Origin of the sequence: Micromonospora sp. DT41 (assembly GCF_049841715.1) — a bacterium.
Classification (GTDB): Bacteria; Actinomycetota; Actinomycetes; order Mycobacteriales; family Micromonosporaceae; genus Micromonospora; species Micromonospora profundi.
In genome coordinates, this window is record NZ_JBNCKU010000003.1 from 22,407 (window position 1) to 44,654 (window position 22,248).

General features: G+C 70.5%; 24 protein-coding genes, 2 tRNA genes and 1 other RNA gene. 15 read left to right on the top strand and 12 right to left on the bottom strand.

Annotation, left to right across the window (positions count from 1 at the left end):
- Positions 1 to 41: 41 nt before the first annotated feature.
- Positions 42 to 1,112: a PHP domain-containing protein gene (locus tag ACLQ23_RS06450; protein WP_355630508.1), complete on the bottom strand. Its 1,071-nt coding sequence runs from the start codon at positions 1,110 to 1,112 to the stop codon at positions 42 to 44.
- Positions 1,113 to 1,141: 29 nt separating this feature from the next.
- Positions 1,142 to 1,891: a M23 family metallopeptidase gene (locus tag ACLQ23_RS06455; protein ID WP_355630511.1), complete on the bottom strand. Its 750-nt coding sequence runs from the start codon at positions 1,889 to 1,891 to the stop codon at positions 1,142 to 1,144.
- 63 nt (positions 1,892 to 1,954) lie between these two features.
- On the opposite strand from ACLQ23_RS06455, the gene ACLQ23_RS06460 reads away from it, so the two are divergent.
- The 4 genes from ACLQ23_RS06460 (at position 1,955) to ACLQ23_RS06475 (ending at position 3,891) form a co-directional block, all read left to right on the top strand.
- The gene (locus tag ACLQ23_RS06460) at positions 1,955 to 2,347 is read left to right on the top strand and encodes a hypothetical protein (RefSeq protein ID WP_377672692.1); all 393 of its coding nucleotides are present in this window, start codon (positions 1,955 to 1,957) and stop codon (positions 2,345 to 2,347) included.
- A gap of 126 nt (positions 2,348 to 2,473) precedes the next feature.
- On the top strand, positions 2,474 to 2,641 hold the full coding sequence (locus ACLQ23_RS06465; RefSeq protein WP_167946672.1) for a hypothetical protein: 168 nt from the start codon (positions 2,474 to 2,476) through the stop codon (positions 2,639 to 2,641).
- Positions 2,642 to 2,759: 118 nt separating this feature from the next.
- Entirely contained in the window at positions 2,760 to 3,287 is a 528-nt protein-coding gene (locus ACLQ23_RS06470) for a tRNA adenosine deaminase-associated protein (protein WP_355590298.1), read from the top strand.
- 157 nt (positions 3,288 to 3,444) lie between these two features.
- Positions 3,445 to 3,891, top strand: a complete 447-nt coding sequence (locus tag ACLQ23_RS06475; RefSeq protein ID WP_355590409.1) for a nucleoside deaminase — start codon at positions 3,445 to 3,447, stop codon at positions 3,889 to 3,891.
- A gap of 31 nt (positions 3,892 to 3,922) precedes the next feature.
- Here the strand turns inward: ACLQ23_RS06475 and ACLQ23_RS06480 are convergent, their stop codons facing one another.
- The 3 genes from ACLQ23_RS06480 to deoD all read right to left on the bottom strand — a co-directional run bounded on the left by ACLQ23_RS06480 (position 3,923) and on the right by deoD (position 5,876).
- On the bottom strand, positions 3,923 to 4,405 hold the full coding sequence (locus ACLQ23_RS06480) for an acyl-CoA thioesterase (RefSeq protein WP_355590295.1): 483 nt from the start codon (positions 4,403 to 4,405) through the stop codon (positions 3,923 to 3,925).
- A complete protein-coding gene (locus ACLQ23_RS06485; RefSeq protein ID WP_355590292.1) occupies positions 4,402 to 5,040 on the bottom strand; it encodes a TetR/AcrR family transcriptional regulator in 639 nt (212 codons plus the stop codon). The genes ACLQ23_RS06480 and ACLQ23_RS06485 overlap by 4 nt, the downstream gene beginning before the upstream one ends.
- A gap of 128 nt (positions 5,041 to 5,168) precedes the next feature.
- Positions 5,169 to 5,876 (bottom strand): purine-nucleoside phosphorylase, encoded by a 708-nt coding sequence (deoD, locus tag ACLQ23_RS06490; RefSeq protein WP_355590289.1) that lies wholly within the window; start codon positions 5,874 to 5,876, stop codon positions 5,169 to 5,171.
- 75 nt (positions 5,877 to 5,951) lie between these two features.
- On the opposite strand from deoD, the gene ACLQ23_RS06495 reads away from it, so the two are divergent.
- Positions 5,952 to 6,041, top strand: a tRNA-Ser gene (locus tag ACLQ23_RS06495).
- 67 nt (positions 6,042 to 6,108) lie between these two features.
- Here the strand turns inward: ACLQ23_RS06495 and ACLQ23_RS06500 are convergent.
- Positions 6,109 to 6,600, bottom strand: coding sequence for a hypothetical protein (locus ACLQ23_RS06500; RefSeq protein ID WP_355630514.1), 492 nt, complete (start codon positions 6,598 to 6,600; stop codon positions 6,109 to 6,111).
- A gap of 93 nt (positions 6,601 to 6,693) precedes the next feature.
- On the bottom strand, positions 6,694 to 7,248 hold the full coding sequence (locus ACLQ23_RS06505) for a hypothetical protein (RefSeq protein WP_355590286.1): 555 nt from the start codon (positions 7,246 to 7,248) through the stop codon (positions 6,694 to 6,696).
- 142 nt (positions 7,249 to 7,390) lie between these two features.
- On the opposite strand from ACLQ23_RS06505, the gene ACLQ23_RS06510 reads away from it, so the two are divergent.
- On the top strand, positions 7,391 to 8,011 hold the full coding sequence (locus ACLQ23_RS06510; protein WP_355590283.1) for a DUF1349 domain-containing protein: 621 nt from the start codon (positions 7,391 to 7,393) through the stop codon (positions 8,009 to 8,011).
- 252 nt (positions 8,012 to 8,263) lie between these two features.
- Here the strand turns inward: ACLQ23_RS06510 and ACLQ23_RS06515 are convergent, their stop codons facing one another.
- A complete protein-coding gene (locus tag ACLQ23_RS06515) occupies positions 8,264 to 9,100 on the bottom strand; it encodes a class I SAM-dependent methyltransferase (protein WP_355590280.1) in 837 nt (278 codons plus the stop codon).
- Between the two features lie 76 nt (positions 9,101 to 9,176).
- Positions 9,177 to 9,261 (bottom strand) — tRNA-Ser (locus ACLQ23_RS06520).
- An 82-nt stretch (positions 9,262 to 9,343) separates the two neighbouring features.
- On the opposite strand from ACLQ23_RS06520, the gene ffs reads away from it, so the two are divergent.
- Positions 9,344 to 9,433, top strand: an RNA gene (gene ffs, locus ACLQ23_RS06525) — signal recognition particle sRNA small type.
- A gap of 191 nt (positions 9,434 to 9,624) precedes the next feature.
- Positions 9,625 to 12,912: a DNA polymerase III subunit gamma and tau gene (locus tag ACLQ23_RS06530; RefSeq protein ID WP_425880442.1), complete on the top strand. Its 3,288-nt coding sequence runs from the start codon at positions 9,625 to 9,627 to the stop codon at positions 12,910 to 12,912.
- 141 nt (positions 12,913 to 13,053) lie between these two features.
- Here ACLQ23_RS06530 and ACLQ23_RS06535 read toward each other — a convergent pair whose 3' ends face one another.
- Positions 13,054 to 13,704 carry a DUF998 domain-containing protein gene (locus tag ACLQ23_RS06535; RefSeq protein ID WP_355590274.1) on the bottom strand — a complete coding sequence of 217 codons (651 nt, stop codon included), beginning with the start codon at positions 13,702 to 13,704 and terminating at the stop codon, positions 13,054 to 13,056.
- Positions 13,705 to 13,917: 213 nt separating this feature from the next.
- Here ACLQ23_RS06535 and ACLQ23_RS06540 point away from each other — a divergent pair, with 213 nt between their 5' ends.
- The 7 genes from ACLQ23_RS06540 to ACLQ23_RS06570 all read left to right on the top strand — a co-directional run bounded on the left by ACLQ23_RS06540 (position 13,918) and on the right by ACLQ23_RS06570 (position 21,039).
- Positions 13,918 to 14,226: a YbaB/EbfC family nucleoid-associated protein gene (locus tag ACLQ23_RS06540; protein ID WP_030489880.1), complete on the top strand. Its 309-nt coding sequence runs from the start codon at positions 13,918 to 13,920 to the stop codon at positions 14,224 to 14,226.
- An 8-nt stretch (positions 14,227 to 14,234) separates the two neighbouring features.
- Positions 14,235 to 14,828 carry a recombination mediator RecR gene (recR, locus tag ACLQ23_RS06545; RefSeq protein ID WP_053654896.1) on the top strand — a complete coding sequence of 198 codons (594 nt, stop codon included), beginning with the start codon at positions 14,235 to 14,237 and terminating at the stop codon, positions 14,826 to 14,828.
- A gap of 324 nt (positions 14,829 to 15,152) precedes the next feature.
- Positions 15,153 to 16,814, top strand: coding sequence for an ABC transporter substrate-binding protein (locus ACLQ23_RS06550; protein ID WP_355590271.1), 1,662 nt, complete (start codon positions 15,153 to 15,155; stop codon positions 16,812 to 16,814).
- An 81-nt stretch (positions 16,815 to 16,895) separates the two neighbouring features.
- Positions 16,896 to 17,900, top strand: a complete 1,005-nt coding sequence (locus ACLQ23_RS06555) for an ABC transporter permease (RefSeq protein ID WP_355590268.1) — start codon at positions 16,896 to 16,898, stop codon at positions 17,898 to 17,900.
- Positions 17,897 to 18,859: an ABC transporter permease gene (locus tag ACLQ23_RS06560; protein ID WP_355590265.1), complete on the top strand. Its 963-nt coding sequence runs from the start codon at positions 17,897 to 17,899 to the stop codon at positions 18,857 to 18,859. Before ACLQ23_RS06555 ends, ACLQ23_RS06560 begins: the two co-directional genes overlap by 4 nt.
- 66 nt (positions 18,860 to 18,925) lie before the next feature.
- Positions 18,926 to 19,939 carry an ABC transporter ATP-binding protein gene (locus ACLQ23_RS06565; RefSeq protein WP_355590262.1) on the top strand — a complete coding sequence of 338 codons (1,014 nt, stop codon included), beginning with the start codon at positions 18,926 to 18,928 and terminating at the stop codon, positions 19,937 to 19,939.
- Positions 19,936 to 21,039, top strand: a complete 1,104-nt coding sequence (locus ACLQ23_RS06570) for an ABC transporter ATP-binding protein (RefSeq protein ID WP_355590259.1) — start codon at positions 19,936 to 19,938, stop codon at positions 21,037 to 21,039. The genes ACLQ23_RS06565 and ACLQ23_RS06570 overlap by 4 nt, the downstream gene beginning before the upstream one ends.
- An 83-nt stretch (positions 21,040 to 21,122) precedes the next feature.
- On the opposite strand, the gene ACLQ23_RS06575 is transcribed toward ACLQ23_RS06570, so the two are convergent.
- Positions 21,123 to 21,500: a hypothetical protein gene (locus tag ACLQ23_RS06575; protein ID WP_355590256.1), complete on the bottom strand. Its 378-nt coding sequence runs from the start codon at positions 21,498 to 21,500 to the stop codon at positions 21,123 to 21,125.
- Complete coding sequence (locus ACLQ23_RS06580; RefSeq protein WP_355590404.1) at positions 21,497 to 22,153, bottom strand: HNH endonuclease family protein; 657 nt, start codon at positions 22,151 to 22,153, stop codon at positions 21,497 to 21,499. The genes ACLQ23_RS06575 and ACLQ23_RS06580 overlap by 4 nt, the downstream gene beginning before the upstream one ends.
- Positions 22,154 to 22,248 lie beyond the last annotated feature (95 nt).

Sequence of the window (22,248 nt, forward strand, 5' to 3'; positions counted from 1 at the left end):
AAGCAGTGTCGATCAAGCGGTGTCGGACATCGAGGCGGCGGTCAGCCTCGGCTGTGCGTCCACTCCACAAGTTGTTCCGCCGGCCAGGTGTTGACCACCCGGTCGGCCGGCACGCCGCAGCGGGCCGCCCGCTCGCAGCCGAACCGCTGCCAGTCGAGCTGACCGGGTGCATGCGCGTCCGTGTCGATGGCGAACCGGCAGCCGGCCTCCAGGGCGCGGCGAATCAGCCGCTTCGGCGGGTCCTGCCGCTCCGGTCGGGAGTTGATCTCGACAGCGGTGTCGTGCTCGGCGCAGGCGGCGAAGACCGCGTCCGCGTCGAAGTCGCTCTCGCCGCGGGTGCGGGCCCGATGCCCCCGGTCACCTGGGCCGGTCACGCCGGCCGGTCGGGACGACACCATCCGCCCGGTGCAGTGCCCGAGGATGTCCAGGTGCGGGTTGGCGATCGCGGTCAGCATGCGCCGGGTCATCTTCGCCCGCTCGTCGCTCAGGCCGCTGTGCACCGATCCCACCACCACGTCCAACCGGGCCAGAAGCTCCTCGTCCTGATCCAACGAGCCGTCGGCGAGGATGTCCACCTCGATCCCGGTCAGGATCCGGAAGCCCTCCGGCAGCGCCGCGTTCACCTGCGCGACGTGGTCCAGCTGGCGACGCAACCGGTCGGCGGTCAACCCGCGCGCCACCTTCAGCCGGGGCGAGTGGTCGGTCAACACCATGTACTCGTGGCCCAACTCCACTGCGGCGAGCGCCATCTCCTCGATGGGGGAGCCGCCGTCGGACCAGTCGGAGTGCGTGTGGCAGTCGCCGCGCAGGGCGGCGCGCAGCGCCGTCGCCTCGGCGTCCAGGTCGCTGCCTTCGGTCGCCACGAGCCTGCGCAGATAGACGGGCTCTTCGCCGGCCAGAGACTCCGCGACACACCGGGCCGTCACATCACCCACCCCGGCCAACGTGGTGAGCGTGCCGTTGCCGGCCCGCTCGGCGACCTCGGCCGCCGGCAGGCCGGCGAGCGCCTTCGCCGCCGACCGGAACGCCCGCACCCGGTACGTGGCCTCGTTCGCCCGCTCCAACAGGAACGCGATCCGGCGTAGGTCGGCGATGGGGTCCCGGGCGTTCATCCCACCGAACCTAGCGGGTACGGGGCGCGTCAGGGAGCCTTCGGGCAGCCGTGTTTCCGCTGCCACGCGGTGACCTCGGCGGCCGGCTCACGATTGTCGCCGCGTCGCCACGAGTCCAGGTAACGCGCCGGCCAGAGCACGCCGCGTCGGATCCACCAACCGTCCTTGCCCGTACACGGCGGTGAGATGCCGAAGTGCACGTGACAGACGTTGTTGGCGTTTCCGGTGCGGCCCACCTTGCCGAGCTGCTGCCCGGCGCGGACCCGCACCCCGGCATCGACGCCCGCGCTCACTGCGCTCAGGTGCGAGCCGTAGTAGCGCACCCCGTCGTCGCCGAGCAGGGCCACCGACAGGCCGCCGTTGTCCGGCCCCTGCGGCCCGCGCTTGCGGTACCTGTCGACCCGGCTCACCTCCAGCACCGTCCCGTCGGTCACCGCCACGAACGGCTCACCGCAGTCGGCGAAGATGTCCGTCGCCGGGTACGCGCCGTGCGTCGGGTGATAGGCGACGTCGTCGGCGCGTACCGGAAAGACGTGCCGCAGCCCGGCGCGGGGCGCTGTCGACGACGGCCCGGCCGACGACGGCGCCGGGCTTGCTGGCCCGCTCGCCGACGGCGCCCCCGGCTGATCGCCGCTCTCCCAGACCGCAGGCGTCCTCGGCGCGGCACTGCCCGCCGGAACCCCCGGCCGCGTGGTCGCGCAGCCGCCGGCCAGCACCGGGGCGAGCACCAGCAGAATCAGGTACGCCGGACGCGCGCGGCGGATCATCGGCGAGGGCATCCGGTCATCCTGGCAGACCGGTACCGTGGGCACGAGCGACGCGCGTGAGGGAGGGCAGCGACGGTGACCATCGCCCGACCCGGCCCCGACCGGGATCCCGGCTTCGCCGCGCACCCGTTGCCGCGTACCCCCTCGGGGCTGTTTCCGGCTGGGCCACCGACCAGGCCCACCTACCGCGAGCCGCACCCGGTGACCGGCGGCGGCGTCGCAGCCGGCGGCGGCATGGCGGCGACCTGGCTGCTGCTGTTCGGTCTGCTCGGCACCGACCTGGCCACCTATGCGTGGTGGACGGTTATCGCCGGTCTGCTGGCCTGGGCGACCGCCCTGGTGCTGGTCCGCTACGGCGATCGGGGCGTGGGCACCGGCGTGGCAATCGTCACGGCAGGTGGTTGGAGTATCGCCGCCGCCGTGGTGGCGGTCCGCTGGGCGGGCACCGGTGACTGGCCGTTGTGGTGAGTGAGCAGCCCGTGAGTGGGTTGCGTAGGCCCGGAAACGGGCGTGGATGACTGCGCCGAGTGCCCGGTTGGCTGCGTAGCGAACGCCGTCTTGACGTGGCCGCCGAGACTCGGCACGCTCGGCGGTATGGCCTGGACCACCTCGCGGCAGGACCCGGATCGAAGCCGCCGTCGCCTCCAGTTGCTCGCCGAGTTGGCGGGCGCTCGGTCGGTACGACAGCGCACCCGGCCGCAGCGCCTGCGCACGGAGCGTCTACGTCAGCTCATTGCCACCCGCCGCCGCGTCGCCAGCTGATCCAATTTTGTCAGGTTCGGCCGGCCTGTCGGGGCGTTGACCGGTCGCCTGCCGACCCGACCGGCTAACGTGCACGCGTAAAGAAGTCGGCGCTGTGCCGAGGGCTATTGGGGGGACCGTGTCGTACTTCGCTGCGGCCGTGGTGCGCGACGACAGCGGTTGGACCGCCGCTGAGGTCAACCTGCGGGGCGCCACCGACATCGACGAGGTCGCCGATCGGCTGCGCGACGTCGACCAGGAAGCCGACGTGTCGCTGCTCTTCGTCGAGGCCGACGACGCGTACCTGGTGATCCTGCGTCTCGACGAGGGCGAGGACCTGCGGGTGTTCGGGTCGGACTCGGCGTTCGCCGAGGAGTCCCGGCTGGGTCAGTTGCTCGTGGGTGACCTGAAGACCTCGGTCACCGGGCTCGACGGCGACGACGAGCCCCGCCCGGCGGCAAGCGGCGACGAGGAGAGCGAGCAGCCCGCCGTCGACCCGGAGGCCGACCCGGTGGGCGAGGCGGATCTGCTGGCCAACCTGGGCATCCCGGCGCAGAAGCTGCTGAACCTCTGCACCCACGAGGGGATGTTGCCGGCGGACGTCACCGCCGAGATCTGCGAGGTGCTCGGCTGCTCCGACGAGGTCGAGGAGCTGCGTGAGGTCTGATCCACTCGGGTCGGTGCCGACCGGCGGCGCGGAGCCGGCCGACGCCACGGATCCTCTGCTGGAGACGACTGGCGCGCCCGGCCGGGCCGGGCCGGGTGCTCATGAAGGGCTTGCCGAGCCGGGGCAGATCGGCCGGCGGCAGCGACACGAGCTGTGGATGCGCCGGGCCCTGGAGGTCGCCGTCACCGGCCCGGCCACCGACGACCTGGGCGCAGCCGACGTGGACGACGTGCCGGTGGGCGCTGTGCTCTACGGGCCGGACGGCACCGAACTCGCGATCGGACGCAACGAGCGGGAGCTGAGCGGGGATCCGACGGCTCACGCCGAGGTGCTGGCCCTGCGCCGGGGAGCCGAACTCGCCGGTCGGTGGCGGCTGGACGGCTGCACCCTCGTTGTCACACTTGAGCCGTGCACCATGTGCGCGGGAGCGTTGGTGCTGGCCCGGGTCTCCACAGTCGTCTTCGGCGCGTGGGAACCCAAGACCGGCGCGGCCGGCTCCCTCTGGGACGTGCTGCGTGACCGCCGGCTCAACCACCGACCCGAGGTGTACGGCGGCGTGCTGGAAGCCGAAACCGCAGCTGTCCTGCGGGCGTTCTTCCGCTGATCCCTCCCTCTTGGGACGGACGCTGCTCAGGTCACGCCGCGGCGGTAGCGGGGCGGAGCAGGGTGGCGGCCACGGCCCGCGCGGCCTCGGTCCACGGTGCCGGCCGAAGCGTCGCCGGGTCGAGGCGGACGATCGCCCGACGCCCCTCGGCGTGCACCGTGCTGCCGTCGACCGAGCGGAACTGGTAGCCGTACTCGGCGCTGCTGGTGCCGAAGCGTTCGAGCCAGAAGTGCACCGCCACCGGCCCTGTCGTGGTGATCGGCGCCCGGTAGCTGATCGTGAACTCGCGGACCGCGTGGAACAGGTCCGGAGGGGTGGCGCTGCCCCGGTAGGCAAGCCCACGCTCGGTCCAGTACGGCGTCAGGGCACGTTCCAGCAGCACCGCGTACCGGGCGTTGTGCAGGATTCCCATCGCGTCGAGATCGTCGAAGTGCACAGTGACATGTTCGACGTGCCCGAAGCCGGGCTGCGGCTGGTCGGTGACGGCGGGCTGGTCGGCGACGGCGTTGCTCATGTGGGGCCTTCCGTTGGCAGGGTCGGGGCGGGGCAGAGCGCCCGTAGACGGTTCAGCAGGCCGGCGCGGGCGTGCCGGTAGGCGGCGTCCGGGTTGAGCATCCGGGAGTTCATGGCGGCAGCCATGCCGAGCGCGTCGATCTCGTACGCCAACTGTTGAACGTCCAGGTCGGCGGGGAGTTCACCGAGGTCGACAGCCTCCTGCACGAGGTTTTCGAGGAACGCCGTCCACCGGGTGTACGCCTCGGCGAGCCGGTCGCGGACCGGGCCGGGACGGGCGTTGAATTCGAACTGCGTGTTGGCGAAGAAGCAGCCGCCGGGGAGTACGTCGGTGGCGTAGAAGTCGAGTCGGGCGTCGTGCAGGGCGCGGAGCCGTCGTACGCCCTGCGGGGCGAGTAGCGCCGGTGCGATCACGCGCTCCCGCCAGAGCGCCACCGCCCTGTCGATCGCGGCGAGCTGTAGGGCTTCCTTCGACCGCCAGTGCGCGAAGAGGCCCGATTTGCTCACGCCGAGTGTGTCGGCGAGCTGGGCGAGGCTGAGCCCGTCCAGGCCGGACTCGGTGGCGAGCACCACTGCCGCGTCCAGTGCCGCGTTGCGGCTGCGCTCGCCCCGGGCGAGGCGTCCGTCGACGGTCATGTCGACACCGTACTCAATAAGAACGACCGGTCGTATTGTTTCTCTCGGTGACTGTCGTCACCCATTGGCGCGCAGCGCGCCGCCCCGCCGTCCGGACGGGACGGCGGGGCGGCGGGTACGACGAAGGGTCAGGCGATGATCGTGTCGAGGGCGATCTCGACCATCTGGCTGAAGGTCTGCTCCCGCTCCTCCGACGTGGTCTTCTCGCCGGTCTTGATGTGGTCGCTGACCGTCAGCACGGTAAGTGCGCGAGCCTTGAACCGGGCGGCGATCGTGTAGAGCGCCGCCGACTCCATCTCCACCGCCAGCACGCCGTAGTCGGCAAGCGTGTCGTAGAGGTCCGGCCGGTCGGTGTAGAAGGCGTCCGCCGCCAGGATCGGCCCGACGCGCATCGCGATGCCGCGCCGCTCGGCCACCTCGACCGAGGTACGCAGCAGCCCGAAATCGGCCACCGGCGCGTAGTCGATCAACCCGTCGAACCGCATCCGGTTCATGTTCGAGTCGGTGGACGAGCCGATCGCCGCGACCACGTCCCGCAATTGCAGGTCGGCGCTGAGAGCGCCGCAGGAGCCGACCCGGATCAGGGTCTTCACGCCGTACTCGTTGATCAACTCATGGGCGTAGATGGAGGCGGACGGCATGCCCATGCCGGAGCCCTGGACGGAGACCTCGACGCCGTTCCAGCGGCCGGTGAAACCCAGCATGCCCCGGACCGTCGAGTAGCAGGTGGCGCCCTCGAGGTAAGTCTCCGCGATCCACTTGGCCCGCAGGGGGTCGCCCGGCATCAGGACCCGTTCAGCGATCTCGCCCGGCTTCGCGCCGATGTGCGTACTCATGGCAAAGATCCTGCCAGGCCGGCTCGGGTGATACCGGTTCGGCGTGGGAACCGGCGGTCCTGTACCCTCGTCGGCGGTGGCGTGTCCGAGTGGCCTAAGGAGCACGCCTCGAAAGCGTGTGAGGGTTTACGCCCTCCGCGGGTTCAAATCCCGCCGCCACCGCCAGTGAACAGCGAGAACGCCCGGCAGATCCGCGAGGATCGGTCGGGCGTTCCGCGTTCTGTCCCACGATTCAGCAGGGGCCTGCTCCCTCGTCGAAGAAGCGGCGGGCCCAGTCGGCGTACCCCGCGATGGTCTTCTGGACCGTGCGCCCGTCGTGCAGGAACAGGTACGCGCGGTCGCCGGTGCGGGCGAGCAGCCCGTCGAGGCGGTGTGTCCCCTGTGGAGCGGGCAGCCTGGTGACAGTTGGGTAGCGCGACCAGACCTGGTCGACGGGTGAGCCGGCAGTTATGCCCTCGGGTGTCCGCATCGGGTCGGCGGCCCACAGCAGCACCAGTTTGGTCTCCACGAAGACAGGGCTCACCGTGTCGTGGCCGGTGAGCGTCAGCCCGCAGCCGTCCAGGTCGGTACGCAGGATGCCCCGGCGGGTCAGCTCGTCCTCGGTGTCGCCGAACTCGATGTTGCGCAGGCCGTTCAGGTCGACGACCTCGTTGGTGGCGGGCCAGTTGGCCGGTGTCGACCCGGGTGGTGGCGCGCCGCTGCCGGCGATCGAGGCAGCAGTCATCAACGTGGCAATAAACGCGAATTGTCGCAATTTCATGGAATCCCCCCGGTCCCCAACGGGAGCGGGCCGCTCAGGTTGCTGCCAGTCGCCGGATTACTGGTTTTCCCACTGCTCGACCAGCTCGTCCCAGTAGTCGGCACTGAGCCTCCGCCGCCCGTGCGCCAGCCAACCGTCGGTGCTGCGCTCCAGGTGCAGGCCCACCTCGGCGAACGGATCGATCCACGCGCCCCGCTCGACGCCGAGCCGGAGGAGTGCCGCGTTTATCGGCCACTGCTCACGCGGCCCGTCCAGCACGTCGTCGAAGCACGGACCCCACGACACCGCGCCGCCGAGCCACACCATCGCCGACTGGTAGCCGGCGCCGCCGCCGAACTCCGCCTCGACGTACGCCACCGGGCCCAGACCTGACCATCCGCTCAGCAATTCAGTCAGCACCGGCGACAGGACGAGGCCGAACGGATGCTCTGCGGTGCGGTCGTCCACCGCGAAGTCCGGCAGTGACCCGGTCAGCTCCACCACCAACTGCGGGGTCACCGGCATCAGCGCGAAGTCCTGCCGCAGCTCGCCGAGGACCGCGTGGTCCAGCTCGGCGGTGTGCTCGCGGAGCAGCTCGGCGTCCGCGACGACCGCGCTGAGCTGGTAACCCATCGAACCCTCCGCCGTCCACAGCCTGTGGATAGAACATGTGTACGACGGTTTCCGGGCCGCCCGGCGTCGATCCCCGGACCGTACCCGTCAGGTGGTGGCGGGGGTTGCCATCCCGACCAACGGGCGGCTGTACGGTCGACCAATGGCTGATCGACTGACCGTTCCCGGTATGCCGTCCCTGCTCACGCCCTCGTCTGCGGGGCTGTGGCGGGTCGACGAGTCGACAGGTGCGGTGACGGTGTCGGCGGAACCGCGCACGGACATGTTCATCGACCCGGCTGTGGACAACCCTGAGCCCGTCCTCAACGCGGCGACGCTGATCGGCGACCTGCCCCCCGAGGGTGACTTCCAGTTCAGCGCCCGCGTCACGGTGGACTTCGGCGCGACCTTCGACGCCGGGGTGCTTCTGATCTGGCGCGACGAGCGCTGCTGGGGCAAGTTGTGCTTCGAGTTCTCACCCGAGGCCGAGCCCATGATCGTGTCCGTCATCTGCCGGGGTGCCGCCGACGACGCGAACGCCTTCGTCGTACCCGACCGGACGGTGTGGCTGCGGGTCTCCCGAATCGACCGGGCCTACGCGTACCACGCTTCGGTCGACGGCACGACCTGGCAGTTGATCCGCGTGTTCGGCTTCGACGGCGACCCGTCACGCGACCGGATCGGGTTCGTGGGCCAGTCCCCGACCGGCGAGGGGTGCAGCGCGACCTTCGATGAGATCAGCTTCCGGCCGGAAGGGCTCGCCGACCTCCGCGACGGCTCCTGACCGCCGTCCACAGCCTGTGGATAGAACATGTGTACGACGGATCGCGGGCGCGGGCGCGCCGGCATCGTCCCGGCGCGCTCAACCTGCCGGCCGGGACGGTGAATCGAAGCGAATCTTGGACAGTTTCCGTTAGCGGATAACGGAAACTGTCCAAGATCTCGTGTCCCTGCGACGCGCCCGAGGCTTGGCGGCTGGTTGGGCACTGGGTCGCGTTGAGGTCCTCGTGGGGCATGACGAAGGGGCGCAAGGCGGTCAGGTACGCCAGATCGAGACAGCGACTTCGCGCCGCCGCTCGGCGAACAGGCCATCGCGTGCCGTCGCCGCCAGGAGGTGCCGCAGGTCCGCCTCGAAGGCGGGAAGACGATCGCCGAACAGGTGCGGCGCCGAACTGGACAGCGAGAACACCGCCGCGACGACCTCGTCGACACCGCGTGCCACGACCATCCCCTGCTCGATCGTGAGATGGGTGGGGTCGGTGAAGCCCGCTTCCCGCATGATCTCGTCCTCGCCGCCAGGGGTGCCTGCCGGCAGCCAGCCCTGCCCCGCCCGGCGGACCGGGCCCAGATAGCTGGCGACCAGGTCGTCGATCTGCTGCCAGGGCGGACGGGGGTGCGGCAGCGGATCGTCCCCGGTCACGCCCTGGTGTGTGTTGGCGTGGACATGGGCCCACGCCCCGCCGGACGCGAGCATGTCCCGGACCCGCCCGGCCACCAGCGGTCGATCCATCCAGTGGAACGACTGGGCGAACGTGACCAGCCGGAACGTACCCAGGTCGGCAGGCAGGTCCTCGGCGCGTAAGTGTCGCCACTGGACGCTTGCCAGTCCCACCTCGCGCGCCCTGCGGCCCGCCTCGGCGAGCATGTCCCGGTCGGCGTCGACGCCTACCGCCGCCTCGAACAGGGGTGCGAGCAGCAGCGTCAACGACCCCGGCCCGCAGCCGACGTCCAGGAGCCGGCCGGTGCCGTCGAGGCCGAGTTCCTTCGCGACGGCGTCCGCGAGGCTGGGCGGGTAGGGCATGCGCCCGATGCTGTAGTGGCTGGCGCTGCCCGCGTACAACGTCTCGTCCCACTGCCATGCCGCATCGGTCACGGCATCGATGAGACCACAAGACGAACGCCCGGCCGACCGATAATGGTCTGCCGGGCGTTCGTGCTGCTCAAGCGAGCGGAGGATACGAGATTCGAACTCGTGAGGGTGTAAACCCAACACGCTTTCCAAGCGTGCGCCCTAGGCCTCTAGGCGAATCCTCCGCGAGCCAGGATACAGGCCCTCGTCGGCTGGGCCACCCCACCACCCCCTGAAGATCGACGGGCCGTCGGGTAGGCTGGGCGTCACCTCCCGTGCGGCGGTATCTCGTGAACCTCCCCAGGGCCGGAAGGCAGCAAGGATAAGCGAGCTCTGCCGGGTGCACGGGAGGCCTTTTTGTCTGTGGGCCGGTTGATCCACTCGACATCCTTGATGCCGGGGTGTCCCGGGCCTGCGGACACCCCGATTTCCAGGAAGCCGAGTCGATCAAGCGCGGCAACCTCCGGTAACCCCAGCGCGCCGGGGTGGTGGGTGGTCACCCGCGCCCGACCGGCGCAGAATGGCTCGGTCGAGAGGAGGCGGGACGAGTGACGCTGGCGCTCTACCGCAAGTACCGGCCGCGTACCTTCGCCGAGGTCATCGGTCAGGAGCACGTGACCGAGCCGCTGTCGCAGGCGCTGCGCAGCGGCCGGCTCAACCACGCCTATCTCTTCTCCGGCCCGCGTGGCTGCGGCAAGACGTCAAGCGCCCGGATCCTGGCCCGCTCGCTCAACTGTGAGCAGGGCCCCACCCCCGAGCCGTGCGGCAAGTGCGAGTCCTGCCGCTCGCTGGCCACCGACGGCGCCGGCTCCATCGACGTGATCGAGATCGACGCGGCAAGCCACGGCGGCGTCGACGACGCCCGTGAGCTGCGCGAGCGCGCGTTCTTCGCGCCAGCCAGCAGCCGCTTCAAGATCTACGTGATCGACGAGGCGCACATGGTCTCGACACAGGGCTTCAACGCCCTGCTCAAGCTCGTCGAGGAGCCCCCGGAGTACGTCAAGTTCATCTTCGCCACCACCGAGCCGGAGAAGGTCCTCGGCACGATCCGGTCGCGGACCCACCACTACCCGTTCCGGCTCATCCCGCCGAAGGTGCTCCGCCCGTACCTTGAGCAACTCACCCAGGCCGAGGGCGTCGCCGTCGAACCGGCGGTCTTCCCGCTCGTGGTCCGTGCCGGTGGCGGCAGCGCCCGGGACAGCCTCTCCGTGCTCGACCAGCTCATCGCCGGCGCCGGCCCCGAAGGCGTCAGCTACGCGCGGGCCGCAGCCCTGCTCGGGGTCACCGACGCCGCGCTCATCGACGAGATGTGCGACGCGCTGGCAGCCGGGGACGGCGCCGCCGCGTACGCCACAGTCGACCGGGTGGCCGAGGCCGGCCACGACCCGCGCCGGTTCGCATCCGATCTGCTGGAGCGGCTGCGCGACCTGATCGTGCTCCAGCAGGTGCCGGACGCCGCCGCGAAGGGCCTCATCGACGGCCCCGCCGACCAGATCGAGCGGATGGCCGCCCAAGCCTCCCAGCTCGGCCCCGGCACGCTGTCCCGCTGCGCCGACATCGTCCACGACGGCCTGGTGGAGATGCGCGGCACCACCGCGCCCCGCCTGCTGCTGGAGCTGATCTGCGCCCGGATGCTGCTGCCCGGCGCCGACGACTCCACCCGCGGCCTGCTCCAACGCCTCGAACGCATGGAGCGCCGTCTCACCCTGAGCGGCACCGACGCGCCGCCGGCCGCCACAACCAACCAAGGGGTACGCCCACAGCACGCCCCTCCGGTTCCGGCTGCCGCCACCCCCGTACCCGTCGCCGCCCCGACCTCCGCACCGCCGTGGTCCGTCGACCCAGTGACGTCCACGGCGCAGAACACCGCTTCCTCCGGCGTTGCCGATTCCGGCCCTGCCGCATCGCATGTTTCTGGCCCGCACGCCTCGGGGCCCGCTGCCGCGCGCGCGGCTGCCGCGGCTGCTGGTGCTGGTTCGCACGCGCCGGCCTCGGGTGTGGTGGGCTCGCACGCTTCCGGTGTCGACTCGCCGATCGCGGTGTCGCCCGGCGCGTCAGCCGGCGGGCAGGCAGTCGCCGATCGGGCGGTACCCGTCTCGCCCGCCGGGCCGGGCACCGGTTCGCCGACCCCGCGCCGCGTGGTGCCGCCGTCGGCGGTGCTACCCGACCCGGCGACGCCCGAGCCGCCCCGACCGGGTGCGCCGGCCGCAGCCCTGGACGCTGTCGCGGTCCGCCGGGTCTGGCCCGACGTGGTCGGCAAGGTCAACCGGACCAACAAGCGGATCGCGGCCCTCATGCGCGACGCAGTGGTACGCGAACTCGACGGCGACATGCTGGTGTTGACGGTGAAGTCGACAGTGCTGGCCAAGATGATGGCCGACCACGCGGCGGTGCTCACCGATGCGCTCTACGAGGAGTTGGGCGGACGCTGGCAGATCCGCTGCGAGGTAGCCGGCGAACGAGGCGCTGCGTCGCTGTCCGGCCCGCCGCGCTCGCAGCCCGCCGCGCCGGCCCGTCCCGCCGCCCCGCCGGCCGCACCCGCCGAGCCGTCGGCCCCGCTGGCCGCACCCGCCGAGCCGTCGGCACCGAATCGGTCTGCCGCAGCAGCACCGCCGAGCGCTCATGCCGTCGCGCCAGGCACGCAGCCGGCCGCGACGAGCATGAACGCCCCGTCGGACGCATCGGCTGCCTCGCACATGCACGGCGCTGCCGCCGCAGGCGCGCAACCCACCTCGGGGGACGTGCACGCCGCGTCGGGCGCGCAGCCCGCGAGGAGCATCAACACCGCTGCTGCGCCGCCGAGCGCTCAGCCCACCGCGGGGACACCAACCGCCGCCTCCGGCCCGACCAGCGCGCCGCCTCACCCAGCGAATCCGACAGGCGTCGCTGGCCCGGGTGCCCATGGCGGCGTAGCTGCTGCAACGGGCGTGCGCGGCGGCCAGGGCTCCGGCGGACCCGCCTCCGGTAGCCACGGCAACGGTGGCCATGCCTCCGGTAGCCACGGCAGCGGTGGCCACGGCAGCGGTGGCCTGGGCAACGGTGGCCTGGGCTCTAGTGGCCAGGGCTCCGGCGGCCACGGTGCGGGCCGGCAGGGTGGAGCGCCGCCCGCTGCTGCGGCGGATGACGACGACGACTGGCCGGAGGCGGCCCGCCCCGGAGGCGGTGCCGCCACTACCGAGGCGACGGACGACGAGGACTGGCCCGAGGCCGCCCGTCCAGGTGGCGCATCGGCCGGAAACGACGCGGGCACCGGCGCACTTGGCGGCTCCGGCTCGGCACCTACCGCGACCGGGACGCACGGCACGGGCGCCATCGGCACGGGCGCCATCGGCACGGGCGCCATCGGCGCGGGGACCAACGGCACGGGCAGCAGCGGTGCTGGCGGCCACGGCACCGGCGCGCATGGCGCTGGAGCAGGTGGTTCCGGTCCTGCTGCCAGCGGTGGTAACCCGGGAGCGCGGGGCAACTCGGCACCGGCGGCCCGGCAGCCGGCTTCAGCCGGTGGTGCCCCGGTGAGCAGCGCCATCGCCGCAGCTCGCGCGGCGGCTGCGGGGCGCGGTGCGCGTACCGGATCGGCAGCCCGGCCCACCGCGGACGCCGAATGGGCCGGCGAACCGCCCTACGACCCGGACTTCGACGGACCGCTGCGGGGCGGGCGGCCCGGCGGGGCGGCACCGGCGGCGACGCCCACCTACGAGGGGTTCGACCCGGGCGACGAACCGCTGGACGAGGTCATCGACGAGAAGACCGCGCGGGAGTCCAGCGAGGAGCAGGCGGTACGGCTGCTCCGCGAGACGTTCGGCGCCGAGAAGATCGACGAGGTCGACGCCCGCTAGCCAAGCCTCGCGGCGTCCCAACCTCGCTCGTCGATCATGGAGTTGTGGTGGGGGACAAAGCGCCCGTCGCGCATCAAGACGGGCACCACAACTCCATGATCGACGGGGTGAGGTGGGCGGGGCAGGGCTCGGGGCTAGGGGTTAGGCGGGGCTGGGGTTGTTTTCGGCTAGTAGGACTCCTGCGCAGCAGGCCCACAGGGGGAACGGCAGTACGGCTATGCGTTCCATGCCGCCTACCCCGATCCCTGCGCCCTGTTGGGCGGCGAACAGCACTGTGCCGACCAGCGCGGTGAGCCCGGCGGCGAGGGTGAGCCGCCGCCACCGGCCGAGCAGTGTGCTGCCTGGGGCGAAGCCCGCCAGGAGCAGGCCGACGTTGCCCACCCCCATGATCAGGAATGCGCCGAGGACGTGCAGGTTCTCGTCGATGTCGGCCGGGTAGCGGGCAGCGAGGGCGTACCCGATGCAGGCCAGCAGTAGCAGCGCCTGGGCTGAGCGGGCCACGCCGCCGCGACCGAGGATCCGCCAGGTCAGCAGGAGTCCGGCGGCGAGGAGTACGGCGGTGGCAAGCATCGCGGTGTTCATCAGCGGGTGCCAGGGCGAGCAGACGTAGCGGGGGCGGGTGGTGTCCCAGATCCCGCAGTGGACGTTGCCGAGGTCGCTGATGTTGTTGGTGCTCCAACTGTAGGTGGGGTCCTGCCAGCGCAGCCCGGTCACCAGGTTGGCGGCAAGGAAGACCGGTGCCGCTGCCACCCAGCACAACGCGCCGACGTGGCCGGTGCGGTTGAGGTTCATGACGTCGAGCAGACCAGTGTGGCGGTGCCTGGCGCACTACCGCCAGATGGTCGATTGAGGGTGGTGGTAGCCGTACCCGGAGGTCGTTCCGGCTGCTCGGCGTGGGCGCGCGCACCGGGCGGGGCGAGGGCGGCCACAGCGGTTAGGCTGGGCGGCGGCCGAGCAGACGAGTGCGAGAAGGAGCCATCCGTGCGCCCAGGTGGACAGCCGAACATGCAGCAGATGCTGAAGCAGGCGCAGAAGATGCAGCAGCAGATCGCCGCCGCGCAGGCCGAGCTGGCCGAGGCCGAGCTGACCGGCACGGCGGGCGGCGGGTTGGTCACCGCTACCGTCTCGGGCTCCGGTGAGCTCAAGGCGATCAAGATCGACCCGAAGGCCGTCGACGCGGACGACGTGGAGACTCTGGAGGACCTGGTGGTCGCGGCCGTGCACAACGCCGCCGAGGCCGCGCGGGAGCTGACCGAGCGCAAGATGGGCCCGGTCGCGGGCGGCATGGGCGGCCTCGGCCTGCCCGGTTTCTGAGCCGGCAGATGTACGAAGGTGCCATCCAGGATCTGATCGACGAACTCGGTCGACTGCCGGGCGTCGGTCCGAAGAGCGCCCAGCGGATCGCGTTCCACGTGCTGTCGGCGGATCCGGCCGACGTCAACCGGCTGGCCGGCGCGCTGCGCAAGGTCAAGGAGCTGGTGCGGTTCTGTACGACCTGCTACAACGTGGCCGAGTCCGAGCAGTGCCGGATCTGCCGCGATCCGCGCCGCACCAACGAGGTGCTGTGCGTGGTCGAGGAGCCCAAGGACGTGGTGGCCATCGAGCGGACCGGTGAGTTCCGGGGTCGCTACCACGTGCTCGGCGGCGCGATCAATCCGCTGGAGGGGATCGGGCCGGACAACCTGCGTATCCGGGAGTTGCTGATCCGGCTCGGTGACGGGACGGTGCGGGAGTTGATCCTGGCCACCGACCCGAACACCGAGGGCGAGGCGACCGCCACCTACCTGGCGTTGATGGTGAAGCCGATGGGCATCGCGGTCACCCGGCTGGCCAGCGGGCTGCCGGTCGGCGGCGACCTGGAGTACGCCGACGAGATCACCCTGGGTCGGGCCTTCGAGGGGCGCCGAGCCGTCTGAGATCCGTGTCGTGCAGCCGATGGTCGGCACCCGTTCGGGTGCCGACCATCGGCACGTCATGGCCTCGTCACTGCCCGGAATTGATCTGACACCTGCATGCTCATCGGGCCGGTTCGACGTAACAGTTTGGCATCGTGGATTCAGATTGTTCGGCAGGGAGCCGCTCTCGCCTTCGATTCGAATGTCAAACGCCTGTTGGGGCACGATCCGATACCAACCGTCCACCCGCCTGTTTCCGGCTGGACGCCACGGGAGCTATGGTCACCGCCATCGGTGACCCCTGTCACCACGTTGTCCGTACCCCCAAGGACGAGGTGAAGCACGATGCGTGCACCCAGGCCGAAGGTCGCGATCGCGGCCGTCGCGGTCGCGGCCCTCGCGGTAGCAGGCTGCGCCGAGAGCAACCGCGACGACAGTTCCAGCGGCAGTAAGAAGGACACCCTCGTCTTCGGCGTCGCCGGAGACCCGAAGGTGCTCGACCCGAGCTTCGCCAGCGACGGTGAGTCGCTGCGTGTGGCGCGTCAGGTCTTCGAGACCCTGGTCCGGCCGGAGGAGGGCGGCACCAAGGTCAGCCCCGGTCTGGCCGAGTCCTGGACCCCGGACGCCGCCGGCACCACCTGGACCTTCAAGCTTCGGTCCGGCGTGAAGTTCCACGATGGCACCGACTTCAACGCCGAGGCCGTCTGCACCAACTTCAACCGCTGGTACAACGCCAAGGGCCTCATGCAGAGCCCGGACGTGACCGCGTACTGGCAGGACGTCATGGGTGGCTTCGCCGCCAACGAGAACGCGGACCTGCCGCCGAGCCTCTTCAAGTCCTGCACCGCCAAGGACGCGACCACTGTCGACCTGGCCTTCACGCGGGTCTCCAGCAAGATCCCGGCCGCGCTGATGCTCCCCTCGTTCTCGATGCACAGCCCGAAGGCGCTGCAGGAGTTCGACGCCAGCAACGTGGCCGGCACCGCCGAGGACGTCAAGTACCCGTCGTACGCCACGGAGCACCCGACCGGCACCGGCCCGTTCAAGTTCAAGTCCTGGGACGTCGCGAACAAGACGCTGACCCTGGAGCGCAACGAGGACTACGCCGGCAACAAGGCCAAGCTGAAGACCCTGATCTTCAAGACGATCTCGGACGAGAACGCCCGCAAGCAGGCGCTGCGCTCCGGTGACATCCAGGGCTACGACCTCGTCGGCCCGGCCGACGTCGAGCCGCTGAAGGGCGAGGGCTTCAACGTCCTCACCCGCCCGGCGTTCAACATCCTCTACCTGGCGATCAACCAGAAGGGCAACCCGAAGCTCGCCGACCTGAAGGTCCGGCAGGCGATCGCGTACGCCCTGAACCGTCAGCAGCTTGTCGACTCGAAGCTGCCGCCGGGCGCCAAGGTGGCCGACAACTTCATGCCCGACACCGTCGAGGGCTGGAATGGCGACGTCACCAAGTACACCTACGACCCGGCCAAGGCGAAGGCGCTGCTGGCCGAGGCCGGCGCGTCGAACCTCACGCTGAAGTTCCACTACCCGACCGAGGTCACCCGGCCGTACATGCCGAACCCGAAGGACATCTTCGAGCTGCTGTCGGCGGACCTGAAGGCGGTCGGCATCACCGTCGAGGCGATCCCGCTCAAGTGGAGCCCGGACTACCTGAACGCCACCACCTCGGGCAGCAAGCACGACCTGCACTTCCTCGGCTGGACCGGTGACTACGGCGACGCCTACAACTTCATCGGTACGTTCTTCGACCGGCCGAAGGACGAGTGGGGCTTCAACAACAAGGCCCTGTTCGACCAGTTCCAGGACGCCGACAGCACCGCTGACATCGCGGCCCGGACCGAGAAGTACAAGGCCTTGAACAAGTCCGTGATGGACTTCCTGCCGGGTGTGCCGATCTCGCACTCGCCGCCGGCGATCGTGTTCGGCAAGGACGTGACGGGCGTCAAGGCGAGCCCGCTCACCGACGAGCGGTACTCCACCGCCGAGTTCAAGTAAGTCTGATCTGACGCAAGGAACGCGGGCGGGCGCTGTCGCACAGCGCCCGCCCGCAACCCTCCGCACCCCTTCGAGGCCGCCGTGTTCCGGTTCATCGTCAGGCGCCTGCTTCAGCTGATACCCACGCTGTTCGGGCTCTCCCTTCTGCTCTTCATCTGGCTCCGCCGGCTGCCCGGCGGCCCGGAGACCGCGATCCTCGGCGAGCGCGGTACGCCCGAGATGCGTGCCGCCATCCGCCGCAACATGGGCCTCGACGAGCCCATCCTGGTGCAGTACGGGCGGTTCGTGCGCCGGATGATCAAGCTCGACCTGGGCACCTCGACCTCCACCAAGCGGGCGGTCACCACGGAGTTCATCGAGCGATTCCCCGGCACCGTCGAACTGACAATCACCGCCATGGTGATCGCGATCGGCGTCGGCATCCCGCTCGGCTACCTGGCGGCCCGTCGTCGCGGCCGGTTCCTGGACCACGCGTCCGTGGGCGGCTCGCTGATCGGCATCTGCATCCCGGTCTTCTTCCTCGGCTACGTGCTCAAGGCGATCTTCTCGGAGAACCTGCACTGGTTCCCGTCCAGCGGCCGGCAGGACCCGACGCTCGGCGCGACCCGGGTCACCAACTTCTTCGTCCTCGACGGGCTCATGACCCGCGAGTGGGACGCGGCAGCCGACGCCCTCTGGCATCTCGTGCTGCCCGCCATCGCGCTGGCCAGCATCCCGCTGGCGATCATCGTCCGGATCACCCGGGCGAGCGTGCTGGAGGTGCTCAACGAGGACTTCGTCCGGACCGCCGAGGCCAAAGGCCTGACCGAGCGGACGGTGCGCACCCGGCACGTGCTGCGTAACGCGATGCTGCCGGTGGCCACCTCGATCGGCCTGCTCGCCGGCGGTCTGCTCTCCGGCGCCGTACTGACCGAGACCGTCTTCGCCTTCAGCGGCATCGGGGCCTTCGTCGCCGAGGCCATCGGCCAACGCGACTATCCGGTGCTGATGGGCTTCATTCTGATCATCGCGGTGGTGTACGTGCTGGTGAACCTTCTGGTCGACCTCTCCTACAGCTTCATCGACCCGAGGGTGAGGGTGCGATGACCCTCAGCCCCGGCAAGAAGCGCGAAAAGATCGACCGGCTCTCGGAGTTGGCCGCCCGCGACGACGAGCGTGGCGTCAGCCTGTGGCAGGAGGCATTCCGCCGGCTGCGCCGCAACCCGGCGGCAATCGTCGGTGCGGTCATCCTGACGATCTTCGTGTTGGTCGCGGTGATCGGGCCGTTCCTCGTGCCGTACGCGCCGACCGACACGATCGGCATCCGTGAGGGTCTGATCAAGCCGGGTGTCATCCCCGGCCCCAACGGCGACCACTGGTTCGGCTACGACCACCAGGGCCGGGACGAGTTCAGTCGGATGATCGTGGGCGCCCGGCAGACCCTGCTGGTCGGCGTGGTCTCCACACTTATCGGCCTGGCGGTCGGCGCGCTCATCGGTGGCATCTCCGGTGCCGCGGCCGGCCTCGGCGGCCGGTGGGGGCGGTGGATCGACACCACCCTGATGCGGTTCGTCGACATGCTGCTGGCGATGCCGAGCCTCCTGCTGGCGGTAAGCATCGCCGCCCTGCTCGGTGCCAGCCTGACCACTGTGATGATCGCGGTCGGCGTGGTCTCGGTGCCGGTCTTCGCCCGGCTGCTGCGCGGCTCGATGATCTCCCAGGCCAACAGCGACTACGTGCTGGCGGCCACCTCGCTCGGCGTTAAGAAGTCGAAGATCGCGCTGACCCACGTGGTGCCGAACTCGCTCGCCCCGGTGATCGTGCAGGCCACCCTGACCCTGGCCACAGCGATCATCGAGGCTGCGGCGCTGTCGTTCCTGGGCCTGGGCAACCCCGACACCGCCGTACCGGAGTGGGGCGTCATGCTCGCCGACGCGCAGCAGTACCTCGGCATCCGGCCGTCGCTGGCGATCTACCCGGCGGTCGGGATCATCATCACCGCGCTCGGCTTCACCCTGCTGGGTGAGGCGATGCGCGAGGCCCTCGACCCGAAGCTGCGGAAGTAGGCCCGGTATGTGTGAAGCGCGAGGAGTGAGCTTGCGAGCCCCGCAGTCGCGAACGGAGGGCCAGTAATGGCATTGCTCGAAGTGGACGATCTGTCCGTCACGTTCGCGCGGCGCGGCCAGCGGGCCGTGCACGCGGTCGACGGTGTGTCCTTCTCCGTCGACGCCGGTGAGGTCGTGGGCCTGGTCGGCGAGTCCGGCTGCGGCAAGAGCGTCACGTCACTGGCGATCATGGGCCTGCTGCCGAAGCAGCCCGGTCTGCGCGTCGGTGGCAAGGCTGCCTTCGACGGCACGGACCTGCTCCAGCTCGACGACCGGTCCCGGCGCGACATCCGGGGCCGGGACATCGCGATGATCTTCCAGGACCCGCTCTCCTCGCTGAACCCGGTGATCCCCATCGGGTTGCAGGTGACCGAGGTGCTCGCCCGGCACCGGGGGATGAAGGGCGACACCGCGGCCAAGGAGGCGGCGTCGTTGCTGGACCGGGTCGGCATCCCGGACCCGAAGCGCCGGCTGAAGGAGTACCCGCACCAGCTCTCCGGGGGCATGCGGCAGCGGGCGTTGATCGCGATGGCGGTGGCCTGCCAGCCTCGGCTGCTGATCGCCGACGAGCCGACCACCGCGCTGGACGTCACCATCCAGGCCCAGATCCTGGAGCTGCTGAAGGAACTGGTCCGGGACTCCGGCACCGCGCTGCTGATGATCACGCATGACCTCGGCGTCGTGGCCGGCATGTGCGACACCGTCAACGTGCTCTACGCAGGCAGGGTGGTGGAGACGGCCCGCCGTCGTCCGCTGTTCCGTGAGCCGCGTCACCCGTACACGGTGGGTCTGCTCGGCTCCGTGCCGCGCCTGGACGCCGGGCGGGGCGAGAAGCTCACCCCGATTCCCGGTTCGGTCCGGGATCTGCTGCCCTGGCCGGACGGCTGCGCCTTCGCCCCGCGTTGCGCCCGCCGGACCGACGAGTGTGTGGGGCAGCCGCCGGAGCTGGTGCAGACCTACGACGGGCGGAGCTACCGGTGCGTCAACCCGGAGCCCGTGCCCGGCACGGTGCCCGCCCCACGCGAGGAGGAGCCAGCGTGAGCGACAACGACATCCTCGTCGAGGTACGCGACCTGAAGGTGCATTTCCCGATCAGGCGGGGAGTGCTCTTCGACCGGGTGGTCGGGCACGTGAAGGCCGTCGACGGGGTCGACCTGAGCATCCCGCGCGGCAAGACGTACGGGCTGGTCGGTGAGTCCGGCTGCGGAAAGTCGACGCTCGGTCGGGCACTGCTCCAGCTCACCCCGCCGACCGCGGGCGAGGTCAACTTCGACGGCGTGGAGCTGACGAAGCTGCCGGCCGGCAAGTTGCGCACCATGCGTCGCCGGATGCAGATGATCTTCCAGGACCCGATGTCCAGCCTCGACCCCCGGCAGAACGTCGAGTCGATCCTGACCGAAGGACTCCAGACCCACGGGATCGGCACCGACCGCACCGACCGCCGGCGGATCATCGGCGAGACCCTTGACGCGGTGGGGCTGCCCCGCTGGGCGCTGTCCCGCTACCCGCACGAGTTCTCCGGCGGGCAGCGCCAGCGCATCGGCATCGCCCGTGCGGTGGTGCTCGGGCCGGAGTTGATCGTCGCCGACGAGCCGGTCTCGGCGCTCGACGTCTCGATCCAGGCCCAGGTCGTGAACCTGCTCGACGAGCTACAGGACAGCCTCGGGCTGACCTACCTGGTGATCGCGCACGACCTGGCGGTCGTCCGGCACATCTCCGACACGGTCGGCGTGATGTACCTGGGCGCGCTTGTCGAGGAGGCGCCGAGCGACCGCCTCTACACCGAGCCGCTGCACCCGTACACCCGGGCGTTGATGTCCGCGGTGCCGGTGCCGGACCCGGACGTGGAGGACCGGCGGGAGCGGATCCTGCTCGCGGGCGACCTACCCTCGCCGGCCAACCCGCCGTCCGGCTGCCGTTTCCACACCCGCTGCCCGTGGGCGCAGCCCACCCGCTGCAAGGACGAGCGGCCGGCGCTGCGGGAGATCGGCACCAGCCGGGTAGCCTGCCACTTCGCCGAGCAGATCGCCAGCGGGGAACTGCGCCCGCACAAGGTCAGCGTGCAGATCGTCCGTCCCGAGGGCGAGGGCGAGTCGCCGGGCGTGGTCTCCGTACCCAGCGAGCCCGGCTCGTACGTCTGACGGGGCGCGGGGCCGTTGCCTCGTGAGCGTGATGCCTCTGAGTCATCTTGATGACTCAGAGGCATCACTGTCTGCCGGCGCGGTCAGCCCTCCGGGCGGTGCAGCAGGGCCACCGCGACGCCGTGCACCGCGTCCAGCCCCGCCGGGTCGGCCAGCGGGACCGACCCGCCGGTCACCGCGTACCACTCGTCGGCGTCCTTGTACTGCACGTGCAGCGTGACCTTGCCATCCGCGTAATCGGTGCGCAGGGTCAGCTCGCCGGTTACCACTCCGACCTCGTCGGTCATCACCCCGCCCGGCCCCGGCACGATGTCGGCGGTACGGCTCTGCGCGCCGCCGGCACCGTCGGAATCCGCGACCATGCCGGCCCCCGGCACGGCGGCGGGGGTCTCGGCGGCACCATCGGCGGTCATGCCTGCTGTGGCCGGGGTCTTGTCACCGGCCCCCTCGGCCTCTGTCACGAATTGCTCCCCACCGTGCAGCCCCCCAACATGTCGGTCAAAGCGGACTTCTCGGCACTGGTCACCGTCAGTCGCCAGTAGTGCTTGACGGCTACCCAGTCTTCCGCGTATTGACACCAGTACGACCGGTTCGCCGGCTTCCACTGGGACGGGTCCTGGTCACCCTTCGACCGGTTCGACGACGCCGAAACCGCAAAGAGCTGCGGTCGTGTGGTGTCGTTTGCGAAATCGCCACGCTTCGCGTCGTCCCACTCGTCGGCGCCCGAACGCCACGCGTTGGCCAACGGCACCATGTGGTCGATGTCCACGTCGGAGGGGTCGGCGGCGCTGCGACCGTCGTACACGCTCTCCCAGCGACCACCGACCACGTTGCAGCCCGACAGCTTCACGTCCTCGCCGTCGCGCTGCAAGATGGTGTCCCGCACATCGCAGTTCTTGCCGGTGTTCCGCCAGTGCGGAAAACGGCTCCGGCTGTAGCCCTTCATCGAGCCTGCTTCGGCGACGGTCAGCTCACCCAACTGCTGCGCCGCGTTGCCGCCGCCACCCGACGGGGCAGCCTCCGGCTCATCCGGTGGGACACAACCGGCAACGCCAAGCGCCAGCGCCGCGACGAGCGCGGTCACCGCCGCGCGCGATCCTGATCTGGTACGCACAGACGACACCTCTCCAGCTTGCGGGCTCCCGGCGATTGCGCACAGTACCTGGGCACGGTTTCGGCGTTTCGTGGCGTCTCCCACATCCTGCAAGG

Coding starts and splice junctions, on each gene's coding strand:
- ACLQ23_RS06450 (WP_355630508.1), bottom strand. CDS start 1,112: ATGAACGCCCGGGACCCCATCGCCGACCTACGCCGGATCGCGTTCCTG.
- ACLQ23_RS06455 (WP_355630511.1), bottom strand. CDS start 1,891: ATGCCCTCGCCGATGATCCGCCGCGCGCGTCCGGCGTACCTGATTCTG.
- ACLQ23_RS06465 (WP_167946672.1), top strand. CDS start 2,474: ATGGCCTGGACCACCTCGCGGCAGGACCCGGATCGAAGCCGCCGTCGC.
- ACLQ23_RS06475 (WP_355590409.1), top strand. CDS start 3,445: ATGCGCCGGGCCCTGGAGGTCGCCGTCACCGGCCCGGCCACCGACGAC.
- ACLQ23_RS06480 (WP_355590295.1), bottom strand. CDS start 4,405: ATGAGCAACGCCGTCGCCGACCAGCCCGCCGTCACCGACCAGCCGCAG.
- ACLQ23_RS06485 (WP_355590292.1), bottom strand. CDS start 5,040: ATGACCGTCGACGGACGCCTCGCCCGGGGCGAGCGCAGCCGCAACGCG.
- deoD (WP_355590289.1), bottom strand. CDS start 5,876: ATGAGTACGCACATCGGCGCGAAGCCGGGCGAGATCGCTGAACGGGTC.
- ACLQ23_RS06500 (WP_355630514.1), bottom strand. CDS start 6,600: ATGACTGCTGCCTCGATCGCCGGCAGCGGCGCGCCACCACCCGGGTCG.
- ACLQ23_RS06505 (WP_355590286.1), bottom strand. CDS start 7,248: ATGGGTTACCAGCTCAGCGCGGTCGTCGCGGACGCCGAGCTGCTCCGC.
- ACLQ23_RS06510 (WP_355590283.1), top strand. CDS start 7,391: ATGGCTGATCGACTGACCGTTCCCGGTATGCCGTCCCTGCTCACGCCC.
- ACLQ23_RS06535 (WP_355590274.1), bottom strand. CDS start 13,704: ATGAACCTCAACCGCACCGGCCACGTCGGCGCGTTGTGCTGGGTGGCA.
- ACLQ23_RS06540 (WP_030489880.1), top strand. CDS start 13,918: ATGCAGCAGATGCTGAAGCAGGCGCAGAAGATGCAGCAGCAGATCGCC.
- recR (WP_053654896.1), top strand. CDS start 14,235: ATGTACGAAGGTGCCATCCAGGATCTGATCGACGAACTCGGTCGACTG.
- ACLQ23_RS06550 (WP_355590271.1), top strand. CDS start 15,153: ATGCGTGCACCCAGGCCGAAGGTCGCGATCGCGGCCGTCGCGGTCGCG.
- ACLQ23_RS06560 (WP_355590265.1), top strand. CDS start 17,897: ATGACCCTCAGCCCCGGCAAGAAGCGCGAAAAGATCGACCGGCTCTCG.
- ACLQ23_RS06565 (WP_355590262.1), top strand. CDS start 18,926: ATGGCATTGCTCGAAGTGGACGATCTGTCCGTCACGTTCGCGCGGCGC.